Consider the following 11,603-nt stretch of genomic DNA (forward strand, 5'->3'; position numbering starts at 1 on the left):
TGTAGATGTAAAGATAGCCTACGAATGGGAATCGGAATCGAGAGATTCATCTAGCAAGGCTGCCTAAATGCTTCCACACATGTTGATGATGCCTCTTTCTATGATTCCATTTTTACCTTGGTTTTTGGGTATGGCTTTTGCAACACTGATTTCTTTTGGTTTTATGTTTCTCGCGACTTTGATTGTAACGCTCCCTCTGATATTTTTTATTGGTTCTAGGTTGGTGTTTCTAAATGGCTACAGTTGTATTGCAGGGAAGAAGATTGTCCCTTCTCAATGTTTATTGGCAATACATATAATTTTGCTCGTTCTGGTTCTTTATATCATCAATTCAAGAGTTTGCAATCTTTATTATTTGATCACTGATTATTTTTCGTCGGTTGGGTAATACGGAATAAAAAATTGGCTAATGTGTCATTTGGATACCCGAAATAGCCTCTAGCCCTTGCAAATACTGGGCTAGAGCGATATTTTTATAAAATGGGTAAAATTTGCTTTTTTTGTGGTTCAAACCACGGTTTGCAGAATAATTAAATCTTTCCCGGCTCCTGTCATAAAAACATCTCCCGACAAAATCATAGCCCTAATGGATGCAACATACTGGGGGTGGAATTTTGGCGTCATTGCGATCAAGGATTCAATCAAGGGACATGTTGTCTGGTCAAAATTCATAAACAGAAAGGAGCGCGTTGAAGACTATGTTGAAGGCGTTGAATGGCTGGAAAAGAACGGCTTTGAAATTGTGTGCATCGTCAGCGATGGCTTACGGGGCCTGAGAGAGCGGCTATCCAGGTATCCGTTTCAGTACTGCCAATTTCATCAGATAAAGACCGTCAAGCATTGGTTGACTAGCAGGCCAAAACTGCCTGCATCAAGAGAACTTCTTGAGCTGACCTACTTCATGGTCCACACAGACCGGGCTTCCTTTGAAGGACTGTTTGGCGAATGGGAAAGTAAGTGGACGGCTTTCCTAAAGGAACGGGCTTTGTACACCGACGGAAAAATGCGCTACACGCATAAGAACCTTCGAAGCGCCTATCTCAGCATAAAAAGAAACATGCGTTTTCTATGGACCTTCGAGGAAATGTATGGGTCAGGTGTCCCAAACACGAACAATGGAATCGAATCTATGTTTACAGATTTGAAGTCCATCTTACGCCTTCACAAGGGCATATCCAAGAATAGTCGCAAGACCATGATTTTGGAACATTTTTCTCGTCTGAACGCAGACGGATAAAGGGATTGAAGCGGATTTAGGTATCCAAATGACACTTAAAGCAAAGGATACCCTTTTTCAGGTATCCTTTTGACACTTAAGCCAAAAAATTAAAGGACCCGCGGAAAAAATCTGCGGGTCTTTTTGGGATGTGGGGTAAGAAGGATGATTGATTTTGTATTGACGTTGAAATTTACTTTTTTTATATTGGACGATGCTTTGTTCGAAATAGTTTGTACAAGGAAACATTGTGGTCCGTTAGGAGGATCCGTTGAAAAATGTATTCTGCCTTGGTGTGGCATCTTTGATGCTCTGCGCCTGTTCTGAGATGTCCAATCCTCAAATTCCCGTTTCTGAGGAGGTCGCACCTTTCGTTAATGTCATTACTTCTGCTGTAGTTAGCAATCCTGCCCAAGACCCCTATACCGTAGAAAATATGAGTGAGGCTCTACGTAAGACGGCCCTGGCAAAGTGTCATAGTGCGGAAGATTCGGCTGATGTAAGCGGTTTGTCTTTTGAGCCGAATTACCTGTATATAAGGTTTCTTGCGGATGGAAAGAAGGGGGCGTATGAATTAAAACAATATGATTCATCCCTTGTATTGTTTAAGCATCCCCTAGACTATAAGCCTATTAAGAAGCCTGTTGTTTACAAGGACCTTTCGCTGCCTGATTCTATTGTACCCTTATTTGCCACGGTTCCAGTTGATTATAAGTTTGGACCAACGAGGTATGAGATTATCAAGGAACTTTTTCTTGTAGAACCAGATGATGTGTTGGATGATGGTAATGCTATGAAGGGTCTTGCAAAGAAGGCTTCCTCCAAACTAGATGAACTTGGAGTATCCTTACATGAGGTTGAATGGAATTCATTGGAGATGACAGGAAATCTTGCAGAACGTCTTAAATCATCTGCAACTGAACTAAATGTCGGTGAAAAACCTAAGCTTGCGTGGTCTCTATTTAGCAGTGCGAAGAAATTAGGTGGAACACTAAAATTTGTGGATGATTACCTTGGGGAGCAACCATTGGTGGGTGTTCGTGTAACGGGTGGTTATTCATACTATTGGCGCGAAGCTCATACTGATGTGAATGGTCATTTTTCAATTCCAGAAAAGTGGAGATTTGACATTGATTATGAAGCTAATTTTGACTCTGATGAATTTTTGCTTGAAGATGGACACTCAATTTATGGTGAAGATCTTGAGATTGAAAAGAATAATAAGCACTCCGACTGGAATGAAACATTTACAGGAAAAGAGGCCAGGTGGTGTGCGGTCTGGACCGCTGCATATCAATATTGGTATGGCAATCGATTTGGATTGAAAAAACCGCGAAGTAATACTGCTGGTAATCAAAGTTTGGATATAGAAGTGTATTATAAGAATAAGTCCGATTTTAAAAAAGCGATGAGTGATGCCGGATATCAGTATAAGGATGGGGTATGGGGGTTTTACATATTAAGTTCTTCTACAATGTTTGATGATAGAATTATGATGTTGGCAACCGATGATAGACAATCTGATGGCATATATCGGTCTACTATTCACGAAGTTGCTCATTTTTCGTTGTATTCAAATCAAAAGAGTTCGTTATTTAATGATGAAAAAGAAAATTATAGGGATGCGTTTACCAGAGGAATTGAATGGTATTTTACGAATAACAGATATTGTTCTGGGGATTTAAAATCCACTTGTGGAGTAAGTTATTCCTCCGCATATGTTGGGATTGGTCAGGATTTAATAGATGTAAATACAAAATCTGCTGACGGTTATAAGTCTAATATAGATAAGGTGTCTGGATTCAAAATTACAGATGTAGAAAAGGCGTTTTTAGTCTCTAAGACTTTGCCTGAAGTGAAAAACTATATTTTGAAAAATTTAAAATCGGGAGTAGACGGGCGATCTTATACCGAAGATAATTTAAATATGTTGTTTGATTATTGGAAATTGAAATAAAAAAGGATTGACTAATGATTAAGCGTCTTTTTATTTACCTTGTAATCTTTTGTGTATTTGTATCTTGTTCAAAAGATTCTGTTGCTCAAGCTGATGTTTGGGAAAACGTATGTAAACTCGGTGAGATTGTTAATTCATTAGACGTTGATGTTGAGGTAAAATTTAGATGGGGTTATCCTCAAGTTGAAGATTCCCTACAGGTATATGTTGGTTCGGGAAAGTCTTTTCAATTTAGTGATTCTTTGATAGAGTCTACGCCTCTTTTTATTGAACGGCTTTTGGAGCGTTTTTCTGAAGCAAATGTTGAAGCTGAACTTGAATTCAAAACTACACCGTTAAAATGTTTGACATTTACGGGACCTGTGGAGAATGGCGAGTTTGATCCTCGATCAGAAAAGGCTGGTGATGAAATGGACTATACAATTGCTGATGGTGTAAGTTTGAAAAGATTGACGCTTGATTCTGCCTGGTTGAAATTAGCGGTGACTTGCGAATAATTCGTGACGTTTAAATCTCCCGATTGATCTTCCGGTAGTTGGCCTTGACTTTTTTTACGTAGTTAAAGGTTTCGAACTGCATGGTAATCAGGCGCATGAGTTCAAAGTACCTGAAGGTCTTGTATAGCTCTGCCTGTTTGTAACCGCCGTTATAATGGGCAAGCATCAAGTTGAAATCACCGTTATATTCTTTGTAAAGCATGGAAATGAACTTTACGCCGATCTGGATATTATCCCTCGGGTCCAGCAGGTCGTGGCTGGGAAGTTTCAGCTTTTGCGCCACGTTTTTCCCTGTGGTGGGCATGACTTGCATAAGCCCTAATGCGCCCACGCGGCTCTTGGCATTTGCCTTGAATTTACTTTCCTGGGCAATGACGGCGGCTACCAGTTTGTAATCCACGTTGTACTGTTTCGAGTAAGTCAGGATGTATGTTGAATAGCGATTCACCTCGGCAACGCTCAATTTGGGGTTCACCGAGGTAATGAACTTCTTCAATTTTTCAGGGGAATCCTTCTTGTTGAAAAAGGTGAGGACTTCCTTGCTGTTCGCGACTTCGTCAAGATAGTCTTCCACTGCGGGGAGTACGCCCCCACATAGGAAAAGAATCGCGAATATGACCAGTAGTATTTTCTTCAAAGTAAGTTTTAACCCCTATTGGGGACAATATATAAAAGTTATATTTGAGTCATGGAATTTACACTTGAAGAAATGCGTGACCAGCTGGTCAAATTGGAATCTCGAATTGGTGCTGCCTGCGAGCATGCGGGTCGTTCTCGTGAATCTGTGCTTTTGGTTTGGGTCAGTAAGTTTCACCCGGCAGAAGCTGTTGAAAATGCAATCGCTTTAGGCGCAAAGGTCTTTGGCGAAAACCGCGTGCAGGAAGCAGAAACCAAGTTCAGCACCCGCCTCACCGCAAAGGACGGCTCTCCGGTGCAGTGTCATGTCATTGGCCCTGTGCAGAGCAACAAACTGAAGAAAGCTGCCATCGTGGCTGACTGCATTCATTCCATCGCTAGCATGGAAGCGGTAGAAAAGCTGGAAAAAGTTTGCGCAGGATTGAACAAGACTCTTGAAATTCTCTTCCAGGTGAACGCCGGCGAAGAAGAAACCAAGAGCGGCCTGGACGTTGCTAACGCCGATGCCTTCCTTGCGGAACTTGAAACTCGCGCAATGGCCGGCGGCATCAACAATTTCCCGCACTTGAAGTTCCGCGGCCTCATGACCATCGGTAAGAACACTGGCGTTGCCGAAGACTCCCGCGAATGCTTCGCCTTCCTCCGCAATCTCCAGCAGAAGTATTTGGCTAAGGGCGGCATCTTCGCAGAATTCGATCAGCTCTCCATGGGCATGACCGGCGACCTGGAAGTTGCCATCGAAGAAGGCTCCACCATGATCCGCGTGGGCACCGCCCTCTTCGGCGAACGCGACTACAGCAAGCCCGTTAACGATCCTGTTTAGGATATCTCCCGCACAAACGAGACCTTGCAAAAAGGTCTTCACGATATTCTATTCCATAAAAAGGTGTCTAGACGAAAAATTATGGAATGTAATATGGCGGTAATAGAAAGAGAGTTTTATTGAAATCGCCTTGGATAATGATGAATTCGCTGAACTTCGAAATCCGCTGCTCCTTGGAGAATTCATTAGAAAGCGCGTCAAAGGAAAACAGAAATTTTTTGTTTTCATTGACGAAATTCAATATTGTAAAAGTGTCGAAAATCCCAATCTGCCTGGTGACCGTATTACGTTTTACAATGTTCTAAATGGACTATTGCAAAAAGATAATGCGGATGTTTATGTCACTGGCAGCAATTCCAAAATGCTGTCATCTGACATATTGACAGAGTTTAGAGGGCGTGGCGATCAAGTTCATGTTTATCCACTGAACTTCAAAGAATATTTTTCAGCTCGAAAGAAGAACTTTGAAGATGCATGGCAAGATTATTTGACTTTTGGTGGGTTGCCAAAAGTTGTTCAGTTGCGCACGGATAAACAAAAGAGTGACTACCTAAAAAGTCTTGTAGATGAACTTTATCTCAAGGACATCGTACAAAGAAACAACATAGAGAACGAAGAGTCGCTTTCAAAGTTGGTAAACATTCTCTCATCTTCAATAGGTTCCTTTACCAATCCAACCAAAATTGAGAACACATTCAAAAGCGAACTTGGAATTACCTACACGTCCAAGACGATTTACAATCATCTTCAGATGCTCAAGGATTCTTTTCTTATTTCAGAGGCGCAACGCTTTAATATAAAAGGCCGTAAGTATATTGGAGCTAATTCAAAGTTCTACTTTGCCGATGTGGGCTTGCGCAATGCTCGACTTAACTTTCGTCAGCAGGAACCCACCCATTTGATGGAAAACGTGATTTATAACGAACTCTTGGCTCGTGGATATAACGTGGATGTTGGTATCGTTGAAGTTAATTCCAAGAAAGATGGTAAAGGCGTAAAAATTCAATTGGAAGTTGACTTTGTGGCTACAATGGGAAACAAAAAATTGTATGTCCAATCCGCTTACCGAATGGATGATCCATCCAAGGAAGAGCAAGAGAAGAATTCTTTGAAACGGATTGATGATTCCTTCAAAAAAATTATTGTAGTAAGAGAAAACATAAAGACTTTCCAGGATGATAATGGCTTTGTCATAACGAGTCTAAAATCTTTCTTGCTGGAAGAGAATAGTCTAGAGGTTTAAACTTATGAAGAATTGCCCTCAAGGAATTTTTGGACAGGAAGGGTGTAACGATAAATGGCGCCCGCTTTGCTCCCGATCCGTCCCGCGAAAAAACGGATGATGACTTGGTCACTATAAAAAGTCTTCCGGATTCTCAGAATCTTAGAAGTTGAATGCTAGACCCATGCCGCCTTGGGTAGGTACCAGCTGGATGTTGAAGGCGGTTTCGTCTTCGTCATCCTCGTATTGATCTTCAGAATCGTCGAAGCTTTTTCTCTTGCCATTTTCGCTGTTATAGAGTTCGATGGCTCCATTTTTCTTGGCGCTGGATACCTTATCCAGGATTACTGCTACAAGGACAATTCCGATACCGGCTGCGAGACCTATTTTGTAAGGCGAATTTAAGTCGCCAAGTAAATTTGTTTAACTTGCCTAGAAATATACTCTAATGGAGTTAAATATCCAAGTCGTTTTCTAGGTCTGTTGTTCAATTTCCACTCAATCCATTTGACTTCAGCCCTTGTTAAGCTCTCAAACGAAGTTCCTTTGGGCAAGTATTGACGAATCAAACCGTTCATATTTTCGTTCGCTCCTCGTTCCCACGAGTGATATGGGTGTGCAAAGTAATAGTCTATCTTTGGTTCCTTCGCCATCCTTTGGTGCTCTGCAAACTCCTTGCCGTTATCAGAGGTTATCGTATGCAGAAATTTCTTGTACGGATCAAAAGCCGCAATCATAGTGTCTGCCAAGTCGGTTGCATCTTTTGTGGCTAGTGGCTCCAGAATACAGAACATGGACATTCTATCGTTGGCTGTAAACAGGTTTCCCTTGTGGTGGGCTCCGTTAATCAGGTCTATTTCAAAATCCCCGAAACGACTCTTCTCGTCGACTATCGCCGGGCGCAGGTCGATAGGAGTCTGCCCAGTAATGGAGCCTCTTCCGTCCTTTGCCGGGCTGCGTTCGCGGTACTTCTTGTTTCCATGTCTAAGATGCGAAAGAAACTCGGCCCTGCCTTCGATGTGGCGGTATATTGTAGGGATACTTGGAGATTCTTTTCCCTCCAACGCCCTGCGTCCAACGGCTTGCTCTGGAGACAAGTCTTCCATTATCAAGGCCTCCGTTTCCTCCCAGACTTCATCGCTATACTTGTAGCGAACGTGAGCTTTGTGCTGGAGTTTTAAGGCTCGCTTGTCCGCCTTATCTGGGTCATACTTTTCGCATCCCCATTCCTGAAAATTTCCTTGCTGAGCCCGCCTTCGGAAATTCCAATCTGTTTTGCTATAGCCTTTTGATTAAGTCCGACTTCCAATAACGCCTTAATTTGGTATCTTTTGTCTCGGTTGAGTCTCATCGCTTGTCCTTTTTCTTGGCGGAAAAACAGCAAGTTAGAAACCTAACCATCCCTAGAATTCACTTTCTAGGGATTTTTTTGTTTTTAGCCAAGATTGGATTTACTTGACGATGAGAATCCGCGATAGAAAAAATGCCTTATTTGTCCGATTATTTTTAAATCACTGGCATTTTTATATACATTTATCCTAAAAGACAATTTTATCAAGGAGAAAAAATGTCTGCAGGTTTGGTTATTGGCATTGTCGCAGTGGTGATCGTCCTCTTGCTCATCACCACTTACAACAAGTTGGTAAAGCTTCGCAACAACCGCGAAAATGCATTTTCAAATATTGATGTGCAGCTGAAGCAGCGTTTTGACTTGGTGCCCCAGCTGGTTTCCACCGTCAAGGGTTACGCCACTCACGAAAAGGAAACTCTGGAAAAGATTACTGCCGCTCGTGCCGCTGGTATGGGAGCCCAGACTGTGGATGAAAAGCTTGCTGCAGATAAGGCCATGACTAGTGCCTTGGCAGGCCTCAAGGTTTCCCTGGAAGCTTATCCGGAACTGAAGGCCAATACCAACTTCCTTCAGTTGCAGACTGAACTTTCCGATATTGAAAACAAGCTGGCTGCAGCTCGCCGCTTCTTCAACTCCGCAACCAAGGAATACAACAACGCTTGCGAAGTCTTCCCCAACAATGTCATTGCTGGCTTGTTCCACTTCAAGCGTGCTGCCATGTACGAAGCTATGGAAAGCCGTGAATCCCTGAACAAGGCTCCCGAAGTCAAATTCTAGTAATGAAATATGTAGGCTTGCAGACCCAGATCTGGCGGAACAACAGGAACACTGCGATCCTGTTGTGTATGTATCCTGTCATCATTCTGGCCATGGTCCTGTCCTTCATTCTGGTGTTGGACTATATGGGCATTTTCTGCTCCTATATTCCGGATTCCCTGGTAAGCAAGGACGTAACCGTTAGCGGCGTCTGTGCGGAAACCTATGGTTACGGCATCCATTGGCCTGTGGTCTGGTTCTGCTTCCTGAAGGCGTTGCCCTGGACTATTGGCATTGTGGCGCTGTGGTTCCTGGCGGCCTACTGTTTCAACGTAAATATCATTCGCCATGTGACTCACGCCCGGCCGCTTGAACGTAAGGAAAACGTTCGCGTCTATAACATCGTGGAAAACCTCTGCATTGCTGGCGGTATCGAAATGCCCCAGATCAACATTGTGGAAGATCCGGGCCTGAACGCATTTGCCAGCGGTATTGACATCAAGAGTTTTACGGTCACCTTGACTACGGGTCTTATTGAAACTCTGGATAATGATGAACTTTCCGCAGTGGTGGCTCACGAACTGACTCACATCAAGAATCGTGACACTCGTCTGATGGTGGTGTGCATTGTGTTTGTGGGGCTCATTTCTATCCTGCAGACCATCTTCATTGAAATCCTGAAGGGGACTGTGCGAAGCGCCGGCAGGTCTACTCGGAGTAGCCGTAAGAATGGAGGCGGTGGTATTCTCATCATCGCCCTAATTGCCGTGATAGGCGTGGTGATTACTTCTATTGCCTACTTCTTCAGCTACATTAACCGTCTGGCAATTTCTAGGTCTCGCGAATATGTGGCAGACGCCGGTGCGGCCGAGCTTTGCGCGGACCCGCTGCCTCTGGCACGGGCTCTCCAGAAAGTTTCCGCATCGCCTGGCCTTGCAAACGTGAAGCGTAATGACGTGGCTCAGCTCTACATTATCCATCCCGATGAAGAGGATAATAACGGCATGCTCCACGGTCTTGTAAAAAAGGTGGATTCCATTTTCTGGACCCACCCTGATACTCCTGATCGAATCAAACTTTTGGAACAGTTCTAACAAGCGTATGAAGCAGCTGGCTTTCAAAGTATTTTTTATTGTAGTTCTCCTTGCGTCGTCATCTTTTTCTGAACCATACAAAGGTTTTAGACCGACCCTTAATATCAATCCATTTTTCATTTTTGGTGACGATATGTCTTTGGGCGGAGAACTTAATGTCATGTTTATCAACGAACATTGGTATTATGTAAGTGCGGGCGCAATTGTACGTACGATTATAAATAGCGATTCAGATGAACCAACAGTCTATGCTTCACCGAATATTTCCATTTCTCGTATGATTGGAAAGAGTGAAGTGAACTATATCGGAATATCTGTTGGTCCAGAATTTTCTGTTTCGGATATCGGTGTAAGTTCTAGGGCCTGGCTTGACTTGTTTGGCCTAGAACTTAGCTGGACCAAGAAACGCGGCAAGGGTGGTGGAATATATCTCTATGTTCCATTAGCACCAGTAATGTTCTTTTTTGCATTAGCCGGAATGAGGTAAAAAGACCGCGCGAAAGTCGCGGCCTTTTTTGCTAATTCTCGGAGGATGATTTTTTTTCGTTTTTCTTTTCTTCGGCGGATTTGTCTGCGGAATCTTCCGCAGGTTCGTTCTTTCCGAGTTTTTGATTGCGTATGGACTTTAACTGCTCCAGACGTTCAGCGAAAAGCTTTTCCTTTCCAATCTGCTTCGGATGATAAAGCTCGAGGCCTTCCAGCTGCTTGGGCAGATGTTCCTGTGCGGAATACCCGCCCGGGCTATCGTGATCGTATTCGTATCCCTTGCCGTATCCCAGCTGTTTTCCCACGCGGGTAACGGAATTGCGGAAGGCGCGGGGAACAGGGAGCGTTCCCGTCTGGCGAATGACATCGTCCGCCGCAAAGCCTGCGATTTCAAGGCTGTTGCTCTTGGGAGCCAGAGCAAGATACACGGCTAGTTCGTCCAGGGCGATAATTCCTTCCGGATTTCCTAGGAAGTCATAAGCCTCTCTCGCGCTTGTTGCCAGCAGAAGCGCATTAGGATCTGCAAGACCCACGTCTTCCATGCTCATGCGGATCATGCGGCGCAAAATGTATCGGGGATCTTCGCCGCCCTGAATCATGCGGTGCAACCAGTACACAGCAGCGTCGGGATCGGATCCGCGGATAGACTTGTGGAGGGCGGAAATCAGGTTGTAATGTTCCTCGCCGCTCTTGTCGTAACGCAAAGGCTTCTTGTACTGGAATTCTTCCAGCAGTTTTTCGTCAATGACCTTACGGTTCCCCAGGTTGCCGCCGATCCATTCCAGCTGATTCAGGAGGAATCGGGCGTCCCCTTCGGACTGTGCGATCAGTTTGTCGACGACGGCTTCCTCTACTTCCACATCCTTCAGCAGGAGGCCGCGGGGATGGTCCTTCAAGGCGCTGAAAATCAGCCTGCGTAAATCGTCCTTGCTTAAGGGCGCAAAGAGAATCAGCTGGCAGCGACTGAGCAAAGCCCCGTTCACTTCGAAGCCGGGGTTTTCCGTGGTGGCGCCGATTAGCGTAACGGTACCGTCTTCTACGGCGCCCAGCAATGCGTCCTGCTGGCCCTTGTTAAAGCGGTGAATTTCGTCAATGAACAGGATGGTGTCGCGGAAGATGGACTTCATCTTTCGGGCTTCCGCAAGAACTTCCTTCACTTCCTTGACGCCGCTTGCCACTGCAGAAAGTGCCACGAAGGACTTCTTGGTCTTCTGGCGGATTACATGGGCGAGGCTCGTCTTGCCGCAGCCGGGAGGACCCCAGAAAATCATGCTGGGAATCTTATCGTTTTCAAGACTCATGCGCAGTAGGCTCTGCTCGCCAAGAATCTTGTTCTGGCCTAGAAATTCATCCAGGTTCTGGGGGCGTAAACGTTCGGCTAAAGGCTGGTCCATACTAGTTATGAGTTATGAATTACGAGATATGAATTATGAGTTATGAATTACGAGTTATGAATGACGAGTTATGAGAGGCGATTTCTAATCGCTAACGCATAATGTTGAACTTTTTCAAAAGATACTCATTTGGTGTTAGGTAGTCAAGCCTTTTTCTTGGTCTATTGTTCA

At 44.2% G+C, this 11,603-nt stretch carries 11 protein-coding genes and 1 pseudogene; 9 read left to right on the plus strand and 3 right to left on the minus strand.

Features of this window, described 5'->3' with window-relative positions:
- Positions 1-586 precede the first annotated feature (586 nt).
- The 3 genes from BUB59_RS14425 to BUB59_RS14435 all read left to right on the plus strand — a co-directional run bounded on the left by BUB59_RS14425 (position 587) and on the right by BUB59_RS14435 (position 3,670).
- A complete protein-coding gene (locus BUB59_RS14425) occupies positions 587-1,237 on the plus strand; it encodes an IS256 family transposase, variant Zn-binding type (protein ID WP_073231277.1) in 651 nt (216 codons plus the stop codon).
- A 250-nt stretch (positions 1,238-1,487) separates the two neighbouring features.
- Positions 1,488-3,173: a hypothetical protein gene (locus BUB59_RS14430; protein WP_143160429.1), complete on the plus strand. Its 1,686-nt coding sequence runs from the start codon at positions 1,488-1,490 to the stop codon at positions 3,171-3,173.
- Between the two features lie 14 nt (positions 3,174-3,187).
- On the plus strand, positions 3,188-3,670 hold the full coding sequence (locus BUB59_RS14435; protein WP_073231281.1) for a hypothetical protein: 483 nt from the start codon (positions 3,188-3,190) through the stop codon (positions 3,668-3,670).
- Positions 3,671-3,680: 10 nt separating this feature from the next.
- Here the strand turns inward: BUB59_RS14435 and BUB59_RS14440 are convergent, their stop codons facing one another.
- Positions 3,681-4,307 (minus strand): lytic transglycosylase domain-containing protein, encoded by a 627-nt coding sequence (locus BUB59_RS14440; RefSeq protein WP_083540361.1) that lies wholly within the window; start codon positions 4,305-4,307, stop codon positions 3,681-3,683.
- A gap of 51 nt (positions 4,308-4,358) precedes the next feature.
- Between BUB59_RS14440 and BUB59_RS14445 the strand changes: the two genes are divergently transcribed.
- The 3 genes from BUB59_RS14445 (at position 4,359) to BUB59_RS14455 (ending at position 6,756) form a co-directional block, all read left to right on the plus strand.
- Positions 4,359-5,129 carry a YggS family pyridoxal phosphate-dependent enzyme gene (locus BUB59_RS14445; RefSeq protein WP_073231285.1) on the plus strand — a complete coding sequence of 257 codons (771 nt, stop codon included), beginning with the start codon at positions 4,359-4,361 and terminating at the stop codon, positions 5,127-5,129.
- A gap of 118 nt (positions 5,130-5,247) precedes the next feature.
- Complete coding sequence (locus BUB59_RS14450; protein WP_255370644.1) at positions 5,248-6,372, plus strand: ATP-binding protein; 1,125 nt, start codon at positions 5,248-5,250, stop codon at positions 6,370-6,372.
- A 171-nt stretch (positions 6,373-6,543) separates the two neighbouring features.
- Entirely contained in the window at positions 6,544-6,756 is a 213-nt protein-coding gene (locus tag BUB59_RS14455) for a hypothetical protein (protein WP_073231289.1), read from the plus strand.
- Here the strand turns inward: BUB59_RS14455 and BUB59_RS14460 are convergent.
- A pseudogene (locus tag BUB59_RS14460) lies at positions 6,753-7,556 on the minus strand (IS30 family transposase); the annotation flags it as partial. The gene BUB59_RS14455 and the pseudogene BUB59_RS14460 sit on opposite strands and share 4 nt — an antisense overlap.
- Positions 7,557-7,918: 362 nt before the next feature.
- Between BUB59_RS14460 and BUB59_RS14465 the strand changes: the two are divergent.
- From BUB59_RS14465 to BUB59_RS14475, 3 genes are read left to right on the plus strand one after another with little or no spacing between them, the layout of a single operon-like run.
- The gene (locus tag BUB59_RS14465) at positions 7,919-8,479 is read left to right on the plus strand and encodes a LemA family protein (RefSeq protein WP_073231291.1); all 561 of its coding nucleotides are present in this window, start codon (positions 7,919-7,921) and stop codon (positions 8,477-8,479) included.
- A 2-nt stretch (positions 8,480-8,481) separates the two neighbouring features.
- A complete protein-coding gene (locus tag BUB59_RS14470; protein WP_073231293.1) occupies positions 8,482-9,552 on the plus strand; it encodes a M48 family metallopeptidase in 1,071 nt (356 codons plus the stop codon).
- 7 nt (positions 9,553-9,559) lie between these two features.
- Entirely contained in the window at positions 9,560-10,039 is a 480-nt protein-coding gene (locus BUB59_RS14475) for a hypothetical protein (RefSeq protein WP_073231295.1), read from the plus strand.
- Between the two features lie 31 nt (positions 10,040-10,070).
- On the opposite strand, the gene BUB59_RS14480 is transcribed toward BUB59_RS14475, so the two are convergent.
- Complete coding sequence (locus BUB59_RS14480; protein WP_073231297.1) at positions 10,071-11,432, minus strand: replication-associated recombination protein A; 1,362 nt, start codon at positions 11,430-11,432, stop codon at positions 10,071-10,073.
- Positions 11,433-11,603 lie beyond the last annotated feature (171 nt).

It is taken from the genome of Fibrobacter sp. UWEL (genome assembly GCF_900142535.1).
Lineage (GTDB): Bacteria > Fibrobacterota > Fibrobacteria > Fibrobacterales > Fibrobacteraceae > Fibrobacter.